The organism is Aerococcus sp. HMSC062A02 (assembly GCF_001809535.1).
Lineage (GTDB): Bacteria > Bacillota > Bacilli > Lactobacillales > Aerococcaceae > Aerococcus.
In genome coordinates, this window is sequence record NZ_KV797927.1 from 1 (window position 1) to 17,254 (window position 17,254).

Genomic DNA, 17,254 nt, shown 5'->3' on the forward strand with positions numbered 1-17,254 from the left:
GAGGTCTATTTCTCCCGCTAGCCTTTACACCCTTAATTGTTTATCGTTGGCTTCTGGCTATCGATAGGGACTTCTTGGCTGGTCTCTTCTTGATTGGTTCTTTCTGTTTGACTAGAAGATGTTTCAGGGTTTGCTTCGGGGCTTGAAGCCCCATCGGCATTGTCTTCGACGATGGGTTGGGTTTGGCCTGATTTGACTTCTTGGCTCTCTTGGCTAGCTGCTGGCTCTTCTTCGCGGCTCACCTTATTGCAAGCGACCAGGCTGAGAAGGGAGAGGAGGCAGAGCCCTAATTTCAATTGATTCTTCATATCTTTAACTCCTAATTTTTCTTTGTTTGATGGGTTCAAGCTTAGTCTATCACAGTTTTTTTCTGAAGGGGAGGGGTGAGAGGGGATGTTTTTAATTTTCAAGCTTTCGATTTGTAAATCTTAGGTGAAGGCTTGCCAGCTAAGCCGGGCGTTTTTGCCTGTTTTTTGTCTTTTTAGCGGACTTTTAAGACCTATTTCTTTTAAAAGTGCAAGAAGCGAGCGAGTTGGTTTTTCTTATCGCTTTTTGTGATGAAAAGATTTACATATCAATAAAAGAAGGGGCAAACTGCTTATAATGGATTTTATTTCAAAGACCATGCCAGATCCGACGCTTTGGCATGGCCTGTATGGGCGATAAACTGAGCAATCTTTACAAGGTCTGCCAAAGAGCATTTGAAGACAAGAAAGAGATTTCTTATACTGAAGGCGCAATGAGCTCTCGGAGGCGTGCTAGCTTGATGATCCGCAAGCCAGACTTATTGTAGCCTTTCTTACAAGAAGTAAGATGTTTGCTTTTGAACTTGTCATAAAGATGATAGAATAGAAGTTAAGAACATTGAATACTACTTGTAATCCAGAGAAGGGTGGTAAGTGCATGTTGAAGATTTACAACACCTTAACCAATCAAAAAGAAGCATTTAAAGCCATTGAAGACGGCAAAATTTCCATGTATGTCTGTGGACCCACTGTCTATAACTATATCCACATCGGCAATGCCCGCAGTGTTGTTGCCTTTGATACGATTCGTCGCTATTTCTTATACCGCGGCTATGAGGTTAACTTTGTATCCAACTTTACCGATGTTGACGATAAGATCATCAATCGAGCCAATGAAGAAGGCATTAGCTCTAAAGAGGTGGCGGATAAGTATATTGAAGCTTATTATGCCGACACCGATGCCCTCAATGTCATGCGGGCGACCCGCAATACCCGGGTGGTAGAGACCATGGACGATATCATTGCCTTCGTGGAAGACCTGATTGCCAAGGGCTATGCCTATGAACTGGAAGGTGATGTCTACTACCGGGCCCGCCGTTTCGACCACTATGGCTGCCTGTCCGACCAATCCATCGATGACTTGCGCGAGGGGGCCAGTGAACGGGTAGGGATCGACTCTCAGGCCAAGAAGGAAGACAGTGTGGACTTTGCCCTGTGGAAGGCGGCTAAGCCAGGCGAACCTTCCTGGGAATCGCCTTGGGGTCAAGGCCGTCCCGGCTGGCATATCGAATGCTCGGTTATGGCGACCAAGTATTTGGCTGATACCATTGATATCCACGGTGGGGGCCATGATTTGATCTTCCCCCACCACGAGAATGAGATTGCCCAGTCGGAAGCCAAGACTGGCCAGCCTTTTGCCCACTATTGGATGCACAATGGCTTTGTGACGATTGGTGATGATGGTGAGAAGATGAGTAAATCCCTAGGGAACTTCGTCTTGGCGCATGATTTAATTCAAGAAGTCGATCCGCAAGTTATCCGCTTCTTCCTATCCAGCGCCCACTACCGCAGTCCCCTTAAATTCAGCGAGTCAAGTCTTGACGATGCACGGAAGAATTTAGAACGTCTCCGGATTGCTTATCAGAATATCAATTACCGTCTTAAAGATGCGGTTGACCAGCTAGCCGATGATTCTAGCCAGCTAGCCAAGCGCGACCAGTTCCAGGCGGACTTTATCCAAGCCATGGACGATGACATCAACGCCCCTAATGGCTTGACCGTGATTTACCAATTGATGCGGGAGATTAACCTTTACTTAGAGGAAGACCAAGTCTCTAAAGTAGTTCTCCAAGCTTACCGCGACCTCTACCTTGAGCTTTTAGGAATTTTTGGAGTGACCTTTACTGAAGATAAAGAACTCTTGGATGATGACATTCAAGCTTTGATTGAGGAACGCGACCAGGCTCGGGCCAACAAGGATTATGCCCGCAGTGACGCTATCCGCGACCAATTGAAGGCGGAAGGGATTATCTTGGATGACACCCCCCAAGGTACCCGTTGGAGAAGAAGTGAGTAGATGAAGGACCAAGATATTAAACAATTGAGCGGCCTGCCCCTGGCCTATATGGGGGATGCTGCTTGGGAAATTTGTGTTCGTCAGACCTTATTGGAGCGCGGACTCACCCGGCCTAAGGCCCTCCACCGAGAGGCTACCGCCTATGTGAGTGCGCGCGGCCAAGCCCAGGCCATGGAGGTCTTGCTTGAAGAGGACCGCTTGACGGAGGAAGAGGTCCGCATTTATAAGCGGGGGAGGAATGCCTCCCCCCATACTTCGGCCAAGAATGCCAGCAAGCAGGACTACCGGGTGGCCACGGGCTTTGAAGCCTTGATGGGTTACTTGTACTTGATCCAGCCCCAAGGACGTTTTGAAGACTTGAGCCAGGAGTGCCTGGCCATTATAGAGGAGCGAATTGACCATGAAAGAAAGTAAGAGTTCCGACCAAGACTTTGTCATCGGCTTTCACAGCGGTATGGAGGTCTTGGAACATTCGGACCGGGATGTCAACAAGGTCTTTATCCAAAAGGGCCTCCAAGACAAACGCCGCCAGCAGATTGTCCGCGCCTGTAAGAAGGAAGGCGTGACCTTCCAAGAGGTGCCCAAGGCCAAGCTAGACCAGCTGAGTGATGGGGGCAACCACCAAGGCCTAGTAGTGGCAGTAGCCGCCTACCAATATGCCAGCTTGGAAGAGCTCTTCCAGCGGGCCCGCGACCGGGAAGAAGATCCTTTCTTCTTAATCTTAGATGGGATTGAAGACCCCCACAATTTGGGCTCGATCTTGCGGACAGCGGATGCAGTTGGCTGCCACGGCCTGATTATTCCTGAGCGCCGGGCAGTGGGCTTGACCCAGACGGTGGCTAAGACCTCGACCGGCGCCATTGAACACGTGCCTGTCGCCCGGGTGACCAATCTTTCCCAGTGTGTCCGCCAATTGAAGGAGGCGGGCGTCTGGGTCTTCGGGACCGACATGAAGGGGCAGAACTACTGGCAGATGGATGCGACCCTGCCTCTAGCCCTGGTGATTGGTAACGAAGGCAAGGGCATTTCGCCTGGCCTCAAGAAACACTTGGATGGAACTCTTACCATCCCCATGCGCGGTCATGTCCAGAGCCTGAATGCTAGCGTGGCTGCTGCCCTCTTAATGTACCAAGTCTACGCCAAACGTTTTTAAGCTGATAGAGGAGGTCAGTATGAAGCGAAACCGATTAATTGTCGATGGCTATAATATGATTGGCTCCTGGCCTCCACTCAAGCGGCTCAAGGACCAAGACCAGATCGAGGAGGCCCGGGACCTCTTACTGGAACTCCTGTCTAACTATGCCGCCTACCATAACTATGAGACCTGGGTTATCTTCGACGCCATGTTCGTCCCCGGCCTCTCCCAGACCTATGACCAGTACAAGCTTCATGTGGTCTATACCGCTGAGAAGGAGACTGCGGATGCTTACATTGAAGCCATGATGGACGAGATGGTGGGTGTCTTGCGCAATGTGACCGTTGCCACCAGTGACTTAGCGGAACAGCGCATGGTCTTCCAGAAGGGAGCCCTGCGCAAGTCGGCTAATGAGCTCTGGCGCGACATCCAGAAGACCCAGCTCGACATTAGCCAGGGGGATGAGAACTATGATCCCAATGCCTACCAGCGGATGGTGCCCTGGTCCTACCAGCAGATGCGTGACTTGAAGTCTCTTCTAGAGGATCTCTCTAAATAACTTCTTCTGATAAGTAATCCTGCCTAAAACTAGGGAGGATACCATGACTACTTGGAAGAACCGTGCCACTACTGACCATAAACTTTGCCAAGCTGCTAGCCAGGGACAAGAGGAAGCCTTCAGTGAACTCTACTGGCACTACCGCCCTTTGATGGGTCACTTTTATCCCAAGGTGCGGGGCTATATGGACTATGATGACTTTCTCCAGGAGGCTGGGCACCAGCTCTTTGAATGCGTCAACCGCTACCAGGCGGGCGAGGCAGGACAAGCGAGTTTCTACACCTTCTATGCCAACTGCCTGCGCTATTTAATTTGTAATATCTACCGCCACTACCAAACAGAGAAGCGGCGGATGCCCGATCCCTCGGTGTCCATTAACTGTCCCGTCGCTCAACTGGAAGACCAACTGGCCGCCTATGCCCATGTCGACCATGATCCCCAGGCTGCCTATGCCTTTCATTATTATCTCGATTGTTTTGAGAGTGCCTTGTCCCCCATGGAGCGGGCTGTCCTAGCCGCTTACCTAGAAGGCTTGGACTGGCAAACTATCGGCAAGGAGCTAGGTATCGGGACGAAGTCTAGCCGTACTGCCTTCTACCGAGCCAAGTCTAAATTGGTCCAGCTAATTAAGGAAAATAAGCGTGACCATTGACTAATCAAGTTTGACAAAAGCTCCAAAAATCGTTACTATAACCAAGTATATGAAATTAGATAGAAATGGGGCAGCAGTATGGCAACTAAAAAAATTATACTCGCATGCTCAAAGTGTGGCTCCCGTAACTATACAGTGAAGAGCAATCCAGCCAACCGGACAGAACGACTCGAAGTCAAAAAATTCTGCCGCCACTGCAAGGGCCATACTTTGCACCAACAGACCAAATAGGATAAGAGAGGAAGCAGAAGATGAGTTTTATCAAAGGAGTCTTTCATGAAATGCGTATGGTTGAATGGCCATCCGGCAAGCAACTCATGCGCGACACAGGAATCGTCTTAATCACCATCCTCATCGCCGCCATCTACCTCGGCGTTGTCGATGAACTAGTCACCATGCTCTTCGGTTGGTTCATTCAATTGTAATAAGGGTGTGAGCAGTTGCGTTCAGTCTTGAATGACTGGAGCCCAAACGGAAAAGAGCGGCTTTAGCCGATCGTTCCGATTGGGTGAAGTCACTTCAAGATTGCAACTGCGAACCCAACTAGAAAGGGTGTGAAGGCTAGCGGGAGAAATAGACCTCTGGAGCACAGAGTCAGAGAATATGTTAGTCCCAAATAAAAAGTACTAAAATTAGCTCGAAGGTAAGTCAACAGACTCACTTTCGAGCTAATTCTGTTTAAAATATGCATCTGCTGAAGAATAATTCAGATAAATAGATTTAGAATTTTTTGAAGATCTATGTAGCATATCTTATATGTAAGAAAGTTTAAAAGACCGATCGTGGGTATATTCCTTAGTTCACAAATTTAGCTATGGTATGCTATCTCACAAAGGGGGATCTAACATGAAAAATAAAAAAAGAGATAGATATTTAAATATTTATTTTTGGCTTGCTATAATTATATACATTAGCTTAATTTTATTTCTACCTAACAATAAATACTTAGAATTTTTTGGTTTATTTTTAGTATTTTTATTTTTTTTACTTCGTTTAATTTTTAGACGAATAGATAAACGAAAAGATGAGTAGTTAAATTTTAAATGTTAGGTAAAGTTCATTTTTAGCTCTAGCAGATGAGTGTTGTCTGTTTAGTTCAATTACTCAAAGTAAAAGGCCTAAAGAGAGTGTTACAAAAGTCGATCAGCCCTGCACCAGCTAACGCATACTATATCTATAACTCGCTGCGCGTCGAACAGCTATAGCAACCGTCCGCGAACTATGGGAAATCGTTGGCAAACGTTTGGGCATAGTTCGTGAAGTGGATGTCAGGATTGACTTTTGGAACAGATTTTTGCCAAAAAAGTTCGTTATTTTTAAAAGGGGCCGGAGCTTTTGTCCCAGCCTCCTCTTAAGCGTTCGAAGCTAACAAAATTCTTTGTGTACTTAATGAAATTATTTTAAATCTTATCAGAATTGTTCCTTGCTTGTTCTTTAGCTTCTTGGATATCTTTTGCCCAAGCTTTATGTGAAATAAAACCTAAAAATCCACCTAAAAGCGTTGAACCTAAAACACCTAGCGTGTCTTTAAAGCCTAAAGTAACTAATAAAATCATTGGCATAACAATTCCCATGGTTCTAGAAATTTGTTTCTTTTTCATAATTATCCCTTCCAAGTTGACGATACACTTATAAGTGCATGCGAAAGTTTAAGATTCTAGATCCATACTAAACGTTTAAAAAGTAATATTACTCCTAACTAATTTTTATATAGTGCTGTGAATTACACATTTATCTTAACATATGAGTAAAAGGTCTTCAATTGATAGTAGTTAGCCATTATATCTTAAGCGTATTTTGATGAAATGATTTTCGGATAGAGGTGAAAGTTCTGATGAGCATTTATGGACTATTAACATTTTATTTATTGGAAGTTTTGATCCTATACCATCAGTTTAGGACCATCAAGCGGATTAGAATCAAAGAAAAATGTAGTCGACCTGTAAAGCTGACTTACTATATAATTAGCCTTTGCTTTTTGGTTTTTGGCCTATCGATCAGTCAAGCTCTTAGTCACTTGGGCCTATTTCTTGGACTTGGACTTATCTTCTTCCTGGCACCGCAAACGACCGGCTTGGGTGACCATGCTTATTACCACCGAGTTAAACTTGGTGGCTTTGCTGGGCTCACAGCAAAAGAACAGTCTTATGCAGAAGTGCTGAACTATCGACTGACAAGGAAAGAGGATTCCTTAGTGCTAGTCTTTAGCCATAAATTCCGTCGCGATGAATTGACCTTCTCATTAGAAGACCAGGAAGCTGTTGAGAGATTGCTGAAAAGCGATAAAGTCATGAAATTCTAAATAACACAGAACTGCTTTAAAGTTTTCTCTTCTTATCTATTGTGCATTACAAGCTAGCGTGCTATACTTTATTTGAAGCTAGTGTGTAATACAAGATAGTGAGGTGTGGAGATGAATAGTCAGTTAAAGAAGGGGGTTTTGGAGATGATGGTTCTCCACCAGCTGGCCCAGCGAGATTGTTATGGTTATGAATTGGTCCAGGAGATCTCCAAGCATATCCAGATGAGTGAAGGAACAGTCTATCCCTTGCTCCGACGTTTGAAGAAGGAGGGGCTCCTGACCACCTACATGCAGGAATCGGAGTCGGGACCCGCTCGGAAGTATTATGAATTGACGGCTGAAGGTGCCCAGGCCCTCCAAGCCCAGCGCTTGGAGTGGGAGACCTTTGCAGCTAAGGTCAGTGCCTTTTTAGGAGGGGAGTCAGAATGAGACAAGAAGAATTTTTGGACCTGTTGGCCTATTACTTGAGGCGGCTGCCGGATTCGGTGATTGCTGACATCCGACAAGATTATTTGGAACACTATGAGATGGGCCTGGCCCAGGGGAAGTCAGAAGAAGAAATCAGCCAAGAACTGGGTTCACCCCGGGAGATTGCTGTTGACTACCTGGATAATGAGCGGGTCTTTATCGATGAGGAAGGGGCCTTGGCCCTTAATGAAGAGAAACGGCCGCGAAAGCTACACTGGTTCTGGAAACTTGTCTTGTTCCTCGCCGCCCTCCCCTTTATCCTAGCCTTTCTCTCCGTTGTGTTCTCTCTGCTTGTGAGTGTGGTCAGTATCTGGTTAGCGATTATCTTGACAGCCGCTGTCCTTGGCGCTTCGGTCCTAGTCAGTGTCTTTCGCCCGGACCTCTTCAACAATGGAGTCGTCAATATTGGCTTAGTTAACGACCTGAGCCTTGTGACCAAGCTCTGTCTGGCTATCTTCTTAATCTGTCTGACCTTACTGTTGATTTATTCCTTGTATGCAGCCATTCGTTGGTGTATTCGGGGGCTAATGAACGCCTGGTATGCCTTCCAATGGCGCCGTAAGAGAGGTGCTTACTAATGAAGAAGAGAATTCTATGGGGATTGCTTTAACGGGTCTTATCGCCTTAGTGATTGGCACGCTGTCTTTCTTTATCAGTGATTATGACCATGTGGCAGCTGAGCTCAACCGCTTCTACCAGGAAGAGCTGACCGACAATCGCCAAACCATCTATGATGAGGACTTAAAAGAAGGCGTCAAAAGCTTGGCTGTAGAGAGCCAATCGGAAGCTAGTGTCCATATCCAGCCGGCAGAAGACTACCGGGTCCAAGTCCAAGACCTGCCAGGTGCCGATGCGGCTAAGGTTAACTACGAAGAGGGTCAGTTGACCATCCAATCCCCTACTAAGGACCGCAACTACCCGCTGGAGATTACCCTTTATGGGCCGGACTTTGACCAGACTAAGTTGGACCTGAAGGCAGCCTATCTTGACTTAGATAGCCAGGCTAGCCTCGAGCATTTAGCCCTGGAAGCGGACCATGCCGAAGTCGACTTGAAGGGCGACCATTCCTATCCCATGCAAGTACAAGCGGGATATATTGATGGGGACTTCGATTTTGACCGGACGGACCTCGCTTTCGCTGTCTTGGAGGGGCAATTAGGGCTCAGTCTAAATGCTGGTGAGATGCACTATCTTCCAGCAGGCCAACAAGGGGCCATCCTCTATAAGTTGGGCAAGGGCGACCAGGAAGTCCAGCTTAAGGTGGATTACTCGGCCATTGATGTCACGACGACAAACTAAGGGGGCAGCTGTCATGAAGAAAGGCATTCGACCAGTTATCTTGGGGGTGTTAGCGTTGGCTTTGATCTTTTATGCCTGCCAGACTATCCAGCTCCTCCCGGTACAGCCCAGTCCCAGTCGGTCTTCTTATATTAAGATCGAGCGTGGACCAGCAGGACAATGGGGACCCCGCTTCCAGATCCAGGTCTATCTGTCCAGCCTGTCAAATTCTTTTGAATTGGTGCCTTAGCTATGCTACAATAAAGGCGTGGAAAATTTCGTCAAAAAACCTTCTCCTAGGGGGAGGTTTTTTATTCAGGTAAAATTTAGAAAAAGGAGCGCGAAATAATGGTAGAAACAGTTGAAAGTGCCAAGCAATGGTATGTCCTCCATACCTATTCAGGCTATGAGAACAAGGTTAGGGAAGACTTGGAGATGCGGATTACCTCCATGGGGATGGAAGACTATATCTTCCGCGCTGTAGTGCCAGAAACTGAGCACGTGGAAGAGACCAAGACGGGCAAACAAAAGGTCGTTAAGGATAAGATCTTCCCAGGCTATGTCTTCGTGGAAATGATCATGTCCGATGAGGCTTGGTTCGTGGTCCGGAATACGCCGAATGTGACGGGCTTCCTAGGTTCCCACGGCCAAGGGTCTAAACCAACTCCCCTTTTGGATGATGAAGTTCACCGCCTGCTCCGCTCCCAAGGTGAAGTAGTTAAGCGGGACATCCACTTTGAAGTGGGCGAAATGGTCCGTGTGATCGATGGGGCTTTCGATGGTTTGGAAGGTCGGATTGAATCGATTGCAGAAGACCAAGAGAAGCTCAAGGTTGTGGTTGAAATGTTCGGCCGCGAAACGGTAGCAGAAGTTGACTTCGACCAAGTGGATAAATTGTAAATAATGTTAAATTAAATGGTGCTGGTGAGCATCTATTCCGCTTTTGAAATTGTTCCTTAAAGAGCCATGGCACCGGCTCGAGCCAAGGTCTCTCGCCTAGCGAGCCTTCAAAGAATTAGAGTGTGACAAAAGTCGGTCAACCCTGAACCACTGGAGCAAAATCTAGAAGAGCCTTGCTAAAGGCTCGCCTAGATTTTGTGAAGTGGAGTCAGGGTTGACTTTTGGAGCAGGTTTCGGCTCGTACGGCTTTCCGCCTACGATCCATAATTCGCTTCGCTTGCTTGTTCATGGCTAAGGAACACTTTCAAAGCTCCACTACTGCTCACAACAGTAATTATTTAACTTATTGGTCACCGAGGCTGAGACAAAAGGTCCAGCCTCTTTTTAAATGGCGATTTTTTAAAAAGCTGTTTCAAAGGGCAGCATTGAAGTGTTTTTTCCACTTTCTCTGTTCAGAGGGCCTTTCTTTGCTTTTGGCGAGGGGAAATGCTATAAAGAAGAGAAAAAGGAGGTGCTATCGTGGCCCAAATGGAGCGGAAATCTTATGAGATGGAGCCACAGACTGAAGAGGACATTGTTGTCAAGCTAGGTCCATTTCGTCTTTACTTCCAGAATGTCTATACAATCATTTCACTACTCAATGATATTTTTACCGGGAGCTTGTATTTCATTGGGAGCATCTGTAATTTTTTCGGAGCGCCGGCGATTTATGGAAATACGCTTTTCTTAATTGGGGGCTTCTCCTTCGTCATGCGTCCGATTATTAAACTCATCCATAATATCCATATCTACAATCAAGATCCTAGCAAGCGCCGGCGTGATGAAGCCAATCTCGATAAGAAGAAATTATTCCAAGTTAAATATAGTCAAAAAGGCGACCAACAAGATGGAGACTATCTGGGGGACGCCTATAACCATGAATATTACGAAGCAGATGACAAGCACCAGGACTGATGCAGGTTGGAACTTCGAAGGATAAAGCAGCTATTAGCGAAAAAAGTTAATGGCTGCTTTTTCTTTTAAAAATTAAATCGTAATATTTACGATTTGTATTGACAAGTCAGATTCTTCCCGGTATATTTTATATCGTAATCGTTACGATTTAAAGGAGGATTTATTCAATGTTTCGAAAAGGAAAAGGGGCCGCTTTACTGGTCGGCCTCGTGACTCTCGTCTTCTTGGCCCTCAGTGGCTGTCAGAAGGCGACAGATGCAGAGTCAGGCCAGGGCATGCGAGTCGTGACAAGTTTTTACCCAATCTATGCCTTGACCAAGGAAGTGAGTGGCGACCTCAATGATGTCCGCATGATCCAGTCTGGGGCAGGCATCCATTCTTTTGAACCGTCAGCCAGTGACCTGGCAGCCATTGAAGAATCGGATCTTTTTATTTACCATTCGTCAACTTTGGAGGGCTGGGCTAAGAATATCCAGGGGAAGGATGTGGTGGAGGCTTCAGACGGTTTGGACTTACAGAAGGTGACCGGTTTAGAAGATATGCCGACAGCTGATGGTATGGATGAGGCCAAGCTCTACGATCCCCACTCTTGGCTCGATCCCATTCTTGCGGGCCAGGAAGCCCAAAACATTGCCAAGGCACTATCTGAGAGGGATCCAGCCAATCAGGCGACCTACCAGGCCAATGCGGATAAGTTCCAGGCCGAGGCAGAAGCCCTGGTCAAGGCATACCAGCCGAAGTTTAAGGCAGCTGAGCAGAAGACTTTTGTTACCCAGCACACGGCTTTTTCTTATTTGGCCCAGCGCTTTGGGCTCAAGCAGTTAGGGATTGCGGGGATCTCACCCGATGCGGAGCCGAGCCCCCAACAATTGTCGGAAATTAAGGAATTCATCGACCGCTACCAGGTGGGGACGATTTTTACGGAAGAGAAGGCTTCACCCAAGTTGGCCCAGGTCTTGGCAGAAGAGACGGGCGCTGAGATTAAGACCCTGCGCCCCTTGGAAGCTGACCCAGAGAATAATTTAACTTTTTTGGAGAACTTAGAGGCTGACCTGAAGACCCTCTTAGAAGAATTAGAATAAGGAGATTATGAATGGAGAAACGAACACTTAAACAAGTTATCCTCGGCGCTACAACCTCTGCCCTCCTCCTAGGGGGCGCCTATTATTGGGGCTATAGTCAGGGTAACCAGACCGAAGCTAAGGATTCCAACATTGCCTATGTCGATGGTCACGCTGCCAAGACAGGAGACCATAAGGCGAAGACCCCGGACCAGGTGTCGGCAGAAGAAGGGATCGATGCTGAACAAATTGTTGTCAAAATTACTGATGATGGCTATGTGACCTCCCACGGTGACCACTACCATTACTACAATGGCAAGGTCCCCTTCGATGCCATCATCAGCGAAGACTTAGTCATGAAAGATCCGAACTATCGATTGGATAAAAAAGATATTGTTAATGAGGTCAAGGATGGCTACATTATCAAGGTAGATGGCAAGTATTACCTCTACCTCAAGGATCCTAAGAAGGCCGTCAATGTTCGGACCAAGGAAGAGATTGCTGAACAGAAGAAGCTCCATAATGTTAAAGAAAAGGATGGAGCAGAGCCGATGAGCCAGTCCGTCAAGCAAGCGGTGGCTCAGGCCAAGGCCCAAGGACGCTATACGACTGATGATGGTTATGTCTTTACTGTGGGATCGATTGTGAGCGACACGGGTGATGCTTATATCTGTGCTCATGGCGACCACTTCCACTATGTGCCCAAGTCCGACCTTTCGCCGGCTGAGCGGGCAGCTGCAGCCGCCTATTGGTCAGCTGGATCAGCAGGCGGTCGTGGGGCGACCACTTCCCACGCTCCAGGCTTTAATGGGGCTGGTCCAGTCCAAGTCCAAGAAATTAAACAGACCCAGCAGAGACCAGCGGCTTCAGGTCAGTCTGGCCATCAAGGGGACTTACAAAGCATGCTCGACCAGCTTTATGCCCAGCCTCAGAGCCAGCGTCATGTGGAAGCAGACGGTTTGGTCTTTGATCCCGCCAAGGTGACCAAGAAGAATGCTTTTGGTTATGTCATGCCCCACGGTGACCACTACCATATTATTCCGGCCAACCAGCTCTCTGACTTGGAGCGCCGGGCAGCAGACGCCTATCTCAACCAGCCTGACTTCACCTACCAAGCAGGAGCAAAGAAGGCTAAGAAAGACAAGGCGCCTGGGCAACGCCTAGTGACTAAGAAAGTAACACCAAGTTCGAAGCCAGCTGACCAAGCCTACACCACTGATGACGGCTATGTCTTTAAGGTGAGCGATATTATTGCCGACGAGGGCGATGTCTATGTCGTTCCTCACGGCGATCACTTCCACGCCATTCCCAAGGCCGACTTATCCGCTAAAGAATTAGCTGCGGCTAAGCGCTATTGGGAGAGCCAAGGCCAGTCGAAGCCAGCCAGTCCAGCTAAACGTCCTCAGCAGAGCGCGACGCCCCGCCCCCAAAGGAAGCCCCAGGCCCCAGCTAAGAAAGCTCAAAGCAAGCCGAGCCAGAAAAAAGAAGAGCCTAAAGTTCAAGCGCCTGCTCAAAAATTGGGGGATCTGAAGCTTGACCAACTTCTGGATCGATTATATGCCCTGCCTCAGAGCCAGCGCCATGTGGAAGCAGACGGTCTGGTCTTTGATCCGGCTAAAGTGACTAAAAAGAATGCTTTTGGTTACGTGATGCCCCATGGTGACCACTACCATATTATTCCAGCTGACCAGCTCTCTGAACTCGAACAGCTAGCGGCTGACCGCTACCTCGAATCAGGTCGATCCGGTCAAGACGACAAGGCAAAGCAGGAGCCGACTAAGAAGGCGAGCGAGAAGCCAGACAAGCAGAACGGCCAAGCAGGCGATCAAGATAAGCCAGCCAAGGATGACCCAGCCAAAAAAGAAAGCGAGGAAGATACAGGAAACAAGGTGCCAGGTAAGCAGGACCAAGCTCAAGTGCGGGGCAAGAAATTACCTGACTGGTGCCTGCCGCTCAGCGAATTCAAGGGTAACCTCCAGTATGCCGATAAGGAAATTGAGCCCGGCCGTTTCCGTATTCCTCACCACGACCACTACCATTATGCCGACCGGTCCTTCTTGAATGTCTGGTTTGACAATGACCAAGACAAGGTCGACCTAGCCATTAAGACGGTTCGCTTCCTGATCGCCCATCCCGAATACCGTCCGGCTGAAAAAGATGGCTGGGGTGCGGATGTGGAAGGTCAACAAGCCGCAGCGAAAGCAGACCAGGAAAAGACCGTCCGTTTCAATGGCCAAGACTACCAAGCTTTTGGCAAGGGACTCGACGGTAAACCCTACACCACAGATGATGGCTATACCTTCTCACCAGCCTCCATTACAGAAGTGACCAAGGATAGTGTAATCGCTAAGCACGGCGACCACTTCCATGTCTTTGAATTCGGGGAATTGGAACAAGACGAACTTCGCCAGGTAGAAGCTTGGATGAAAGAACAAGGACTTAAAGTAAAAGAAACAGCTGAAGAAAAAGGTCAGGAAACTGAAGCGTCGACTAGTGATGAGGGGCATGAAGCAGACCCACTGGCTGGCTACCAATTCCAGGCAGAAGATGTCCAATCGCGCTTCGGTAAGGGCTATATCTTCTCTATCCAGGGACAAAATGTCTATATGACCCCATACAATCCAGCATCCGGCCGTCCTAAGAAGGCTTCGGAATTAACGGCTGACCAAGTGGCGGCGGTGGAAGCTGTCCTCAGCCAGCGCCAGGCCAGTCAAGCTACAAGTCAAAAGGATCCCACAAATAAGCAAGCCCCAGAGGCTGACCAGAGAGCGGGCGACCAAGACGCGGGTGCTCAAAAAGCAAAAGCAGGTCAGGAAGCTAAACCAGCTCCAGCGCCCTCAGCTGAGCAGGGCCAAGCTGCACTGGCTCTAGCAAGTGATGAAGGGGCTGGAGCTGTTCAAGCGGGGCCGGCCGACCAAGGCGAGCAGCTAGCTAAAGAAGAGGGAGCAGGACTCGTTGAACAATAAAATTAAATTTGCCCTTGCTTTTTGAATCGAACTATGGTTTAATATGGTATTGTGTGCAAACACAATAAGTGGGAGGAGAAATCTAACTACAACTCCATTAAACCACTCGCGAACAGAACAAGGAGGAATGTTTCGTGGCTAAGAATGTAGAAACTGTTGTTAAATTACAAATTGAAGCTGGTCAAGCAAGTCCAGCTCCTCCAGTAGGTCCTGCTTTAGGGCAAGCTGGTATTAATATCATGGGCTTCTGTAAAGAGTTCAATGCACGTACTGCCGATCAAGCAGGCTATGTTATCCCTGTTGTGATCACTGTTTACGAAGATCGCTCATTTGACTTTATTACTAAGACCCCACCTGCAGCTGTCTTACTTAAGAAAGCCGCTGGCGTGGAAAAAGGTTCTGGTGAACCTAACAAGAATAAAGTAGCAAGTGTCACTCGCGATCAAGTACGTGAAATTGCAGAAACCAAGACACCAGACTTAAATGCTGCTGATGTTGAAGCTGCTATGCGTATGGTTGAGGGTACTGCACGTTCAATGGGGATCACTGTCGAAGACTAGTCGACCCGCTGGACGAACAGAATCAATAATCAAACGCCACAACATCTAGGTGTTGTGCGTGGGAGGAATATCCGTTAAAACCACATAGGAGGAAAGATAATGGCTAAAAAATCAAAAAATCAAATCGCAGCTTATGAAAAAGTTGACAAGAACAAAAAATACACTGCTGAAGAAGCAATTGAATTATTAAAAGAAGTTGACTACACCAAATTTGACGGTTCAATCGAAGTGGCTTACCGTTTAGGTATCGACACTAAGAAGAACGACCAACAAATCCGTGGGGCAATGGTATTGCCTAAGGGTACTGGTCAAACACAAACCGTTTTAGTCTTTGCCCAAGGTGAAAATGCCCGTATCGCGGAAGAAGCCGGTGCAGACTATGTTGGTGACGATGAATACATCGAAAAAATCAACGATGGCTGGTTAGACTTCGACGTTGTTGTTGCAACACCAGACATGATGGGTAAGATCGGCCGCTTGGGTCGTGTCTTAGGGCCTAAAGGTTTAATGCCTAACCCTAAAACAGGTACCGTAACACAAGATGTTGCCAAAGCTGTTAGCGACATCAAATCAGGTCAAATCGAATACCGTGCAGATAGTGCAGGTAACGTTCACGCTTTAATTGGTAAAGTTTCATTCAACACTGAAGACTTAATTGAAAACTTCCGTGCTATCCATGAAACTATCCTACGCGAAAAACCTGCTGCAGCTAAAGGGACTTATGTGAAGAACCTTGCTGTAACATCTACTATGGGTCCTGGTATCAAAGTTGATCCATCATCATTATAATCAATAGTGATTAATGGGAGCGCTAAGTGGGATTAACTTGCTTAGCGCTTTTTTTGTGTCATAATAGAAGAGGGCTAGGGAATGGAAGAAAGAAGCCAGATCCGGGGCCTTGGCCTGGATGGTCAGGGGCGCTGCCAGCACTACCATTTGCCAGAGGATATTCTGGCCTTATATTGCTCAACTTGTAGGGCCTACTATGCCTGCTACCGCTGCCACGACGCCTTGGCTAACCATGCCTTCACGCCTATTCGAAGTGACCAGGCTGATAGTTTGCTCTGTGGTGCTTGCCGGGCGACTTTCGACCAGGCCACTTATGAGGCTTTAGGCCGCTGTTCCCATTGTCGGGCGGCTTTCAACCCTGCTTGCCAGCGTCATGCTGGTCTTTACTTTGCTTCAAAAAAAGAGAAAAATCATAATGGAGGAGTTAGATTTAATGAACGATAAGATTACCGCGGCGATTAATAAGAAAGTCGCCCTGGCAAATACATCAGTTTGGCAATATGGTCTCCGGGCTATTTTTGCTGGTATTTATTTGGGAATTGGTTGTGGAGTCGCCTTTATGACGGCGGAACAGATTAGCGCGGTCCATCCTGACTTGGGGCGCTTTGCCTATGCCTTGCTTTTCCCATGGTGTTTGGTGATGATTATCTTCCTGAACGGGGAGTTAACGACTTCTAATATGATGTACTTCGCCAATGGCTTGTACCGCAAAGTGGTGAAGCCAGCGGATGCTGCTAAGGTCTTAGCCCTATGTACCTTATTTAATTTAATCGGATGTGCGGCCATTGCTTGGGTACTGAGTCAGACTTTAGGTTTTAATGATATCGATGCCAGCCATTATTTAATTTCGGCCGTCCAAGGTAAGATTGATAAGTCTTATGGCCTCGTCTTCCTGGATGGGATTGTAGCCAATATGTTAGTTAATATTACCGTTATCGGCATCATGTTCATGAAAGATAACAGCGCCAAGATTCCTTATATTTTAGGGATTATCTTTATCTTTGCCTTCTACGGCTTTGAACACGTGATTGCTAACTTCGTCACCTATTCCCTGGCAGCCTTCACCCTGCCTTCTGCAATTGAAGGCTTTACCCTGAGCCATGTGCTCCTGCAATGGCTAGTTGCCTGGATTGGTAACTTTGTCGGTGGGGGTGTCGTAATGGGGGTCGGCTACGGCTTCCTCAATAAGGGACAAGATATTTATACCGATTAATCAACAGCAGAAAGTCTCCTTTACAAGAGGGGGCTTTTTTACTTTAGAGCTCCCGCATCCTCTCACACCCTGCCTAGTCGGGTTCGCAGAGGCAG

At 47.5% G+C, this 17,254-nt stretch carries 23 protein-coding genes; 21 read left to right on the forward strand and 2 right to left on the reverse strand.

The features are described from left to right. Positions 1-32: 32 nt before the first annotated feature. Positions 33-308 (reverse strand): hypothetical protein, encoded by a 276-nt coding sequence (locus HMPREF2626_RS05200; RefSeq protein WP_070618395.1) that lies wholly within the window; start codon positions 306-308, stop codon positions 33-35. A gap of 595 nt (positions 309-903) precedes the next feature. Between HMPREF2626_RS05200 and cysS the strand changes: the two genes are divergently transcribed. From cysS to HMPREF2626_RS05235, 8 genes are all read left to right on the forward strand, one after another. After that, a complete protein-coding gene (cysS, locus tag HMPREF2626_RS05205; RefSeq protein ID WP_070618398.1) occupies positions 904-2,322 on the forward strand; it encodes a cysteine--tRNA ligase in 1,419 nt (472 codons plus the stop codon). Beyond that, positions 2,323-2,736, forward strand: a complete 414-nt coding sequence (locus HMPREF2626_RS05210) for a Mini-ribonuclease 3 (RefSeq protein WP_070618401.1) — start codon at positions 2,323-2,325, stop codon at positions 2,734-2,736. After that, positions 2,723-3,475, forward strand: a complete 753-nt coding sequence (gene rlmB, locus HMPREF2626_RS05215) for a 23S rRNA (guanosine(2251)-2'-O)-methyltransferase RlmB (RefSeq protein WP_070618405.1) — start codon at positions 2,723-2,725, stop codon at positions 3,473-3,475. The genes HMPREF2626_RS05210 and rlmB overlap by 14 nt, the downstream gene beginning before the upstream one ends. Before the next feature lie 19 nt (positions 3,476-3,494). Next, on the forward strand, positions 3,495-4,016 hold the full coding sequence (locus HMPREF2626_RS05220) for an NYN domain-containing protein (RefSeq protein ID WP_070618408.1): 522 nt from the start codon (positions 3,495-3,497) through the stop codon (positions 4,014-4,016). Positions 4,017-4,059: 43 nt separating this feature from the next. Beyond that, the gene (locus HMPREF2626_RS05225; protein ID WP_070618411.1) at positions 4,060-4,668 is read left to right on the forward strand and encodes an RNA polymerase sigma factor; all 609 of its coding nucleotides are present in this window, start codon (positions 4,060-4,062) and stop codon (positions 4,666-4,668) included. 78 nt (positions 4,669-4,746) lie between these two features. Continuing rightward, entirely contained in the window at positions 4,747-4,899 is a 153-nt protein-coding gene (gene rpmG, locus HMPREF2626_RS09930) for a 50S ribosomal protein L33 (RefSeq protein WP_083272431.1), read from the forward strand. A 20-nt stretch (positions 4,900-4,919) separates the two neighbouring features. Next, the gene (secE, locus tag HMPREF2626_RS05230; RefSeq protein ID WP_067973991.1) at positions 4,920-5,093 is read left to right on the forward strand and encodes a preprotein translocase subunit SecE; all 174 of its coding nucleotides are present in this window, start codon (positions 4,920-4,922) and stop codon (positions 5,091-5,093) included. A 421-nt stretch (positions 5,094-5,514) separates the two neighbouring features. Beyond that, the gene (locus HMPREF2626_RS05235) at positions 5,515-5,700 is read left to right on the forward strand and encodes a hypothetical protein (protein ID WP_070618414.1); all 186 of its coding nucleotides are present in this window, start codon (positions 5,515-5,517) and stop codon (positions 5,698-5,700) included. Positions 5,701-6,068: 368 nt separating this feature from the next. Here HMPREF2626_RS05235 and HMPREF2626_RS05240 read toward each other — a convergent pair whose 3' ends face one another. Then, complete coding sequence (locus HMPREF2626_RS05240) at positions 6,069-6,269, reverse strand: hypothetical protein (protein WP_070618417.1); 201 nt, start codon at positions 6,267-6,269, stop codon at positions 6,069-6,071. A gap of 233 nt (positions 6,270-6,502) precedes the next feature. Between HMPREF2626_RS05240 and HMPREF2626_RS05245 the strand changes: the two genes are divergently transcribed. From HMPREF2626_RS05245 to HMPREF2626_RS05305, 13 genes are all read left to right on the forward strand, one after another. Further along, positions 6,503-6,970, forward strand: coding sequence for a hypothetical protein (locus HMPREF2626_RS05245; RefSeq protein ID WP_070618420.1), 468 nt, complete (start codon positions 6,503-6,505; stop codon positions 6,968-6,970). A 111-nt stretch (positions 6,971-7,081) separates the two neighbouring features. Next, positions 7,082-7,399, forward strand: a complete 318-nt coding sequence (locus HMPREF2626_RS05250) for a PadR family transcriptional regulator (protein WP_070618422.1) — start codon at positions 7,082-7,084, stop codon at positions 7,397-7,399. Then, on the forward strand, positions 7,396-8,016 hold the full coding sequence (locus HMPREF2626_RS05255; protein WP_070618424.1) for a DUF1700 domain-containing protein: 621 nt from the start codon (positions 7,396-7,398) through the stop codon (positions 8,014-8,016). The genes HMPREF2626_RS05250 and HMPREF2626_RS05255 overlap by 4 nt, the downstream gene beginning before the upstream one ends. A gap of 16 nt (positions 8,017-8,032) precedes the next feature. Then, the gene (locus tag HMPREF2626_RS05260; protein ID WP_070618427.1) at positions 8,033-8,737 is read left to right on the forward strand and encodes a hypothetical protein; all 705 of its coding nucleotides are present in this window, start codon (positions 8,033-8,035) and stop codon (positions 8,735-8,737) included. A 13-nt stretch (positions 8,738-8,750) separates the two neighbouring features. Beyond that, positions 8,751-8,966: a hypothetical protein gene (locus HMPREF2626_RS05265; protein WP_070618431.1), complete on the forward strand. Its 216-nt coding sequence runs from the start codon at positions 8,751-8,753 to the stop codon at positions 8,964-8,966. A 98-nt stretch (positions 8,967-9,064) separates the two neighbouring features. Beyond that, positions 9,065-9,616 carry a transcription termination/antitermination protein NusG gene (gene nusG / locus HMPREF2626_RS05270; RefSeq protein WP_070618434.1) on the forward strand — a complete coding sequence of 184 codons (552 nt, stop codon included), beginning with the start codon at positions 9,065-9,067 and terminating at the stop codon, positions 9,614-9,616. Positions 9,617-10,144: 528 nt separating this feature from the next. Then, the gene (locus tag HMPREF2626_RS05275) at positions 10,145-10,570 is read left to right on the forward strand and encodes a YrhK family protein (RefSeq protein ID WP_246818929.1); all 426 of its coding nucleotides are present in this window, start codon (positions 10,145-10,147) and stop codon (positions 10,568-10,570) included. A gap of 167 nt (positions 10,571-10,737) precedes the next feature. Beyond that, positions 10,738-11,652, forward strand: a complete 915-nt coding sequence (locus tag HMPREF2626_RS05280) for a metal ABC transporter solute-binding protein, Zn/Mn family (RefSeq protein WP_070618440.1) — start codon at positions 10,738-10,740, stop codon at positions 11,650-11,652. An 11-nt stretch (positions 11,653-11,663) separates the two neighbouring features. Continuing rightward, a complete protein-coding gene (locus HMPREF2626_RS05285) occupies positions 11,664-14,597 on the forward strand; it encodes a pneumococcal-type histidine triad protein (RefSeq protein WP_070618443.1) in 2,934 nt (977 codons plus the stop codon). A gap of 134 nt (positions 14,598-14,731) precedes the next feature. Then, a complete protein-coding gene (gene rplK / locus HMPREF2626_RS05290) occupies positions 14,732-15,157 on the forward strand; it encodes a 50S ribosomal protein L11 (protein ID WP_067974040.1) in 426 nt (141 codons plus the stop codon). A 99-nt stretch (positions 15,158-15,256) separates the two neighbouring features. Beyond that, entirely contained in the window at positions 15,257-15,946 is a 690-nt protein-coding gene (rplA, locus tag HMPREF2626_RS05295; protein WP_070430600.1) for a 50S ribosomal protein L1, read from the forward strand. A gap of 81 nt (positions 15,947-16,027) precedes the next feature. Next, positions 16,028-16,390 carry a CHY zinc finger protein gene (locus HMPREF2626_RS05300; RefSeq protein ID WP_070618446.1) on the forward strand — a complete coding sequence of 121 codons (363 nt, stop codon included), beginning with the start codon at positions 16,028-16,030 and terminating at the stop codon, positions 16,388-16,390. Continuing rightward, positions 16,380-17,159 (forward strand): formate/nitrite transporter family protein, encoded by a 780-nt coding sequence (locus HMPREF2626_RS05305; protein ID WP_168162712.1) that lies wholly within the window; start codon positions 16,380-16,382, stop codon positions 17,157-17,159. The genes HMPREF2626_RS05300 and HMPREF2626_RS05305 overlap by 11 nt, the downstream gene beginning before the upstream one ends. The last annotated feature ends 95 nt before the right edge of the window (positions 17,160-17,254 follow it).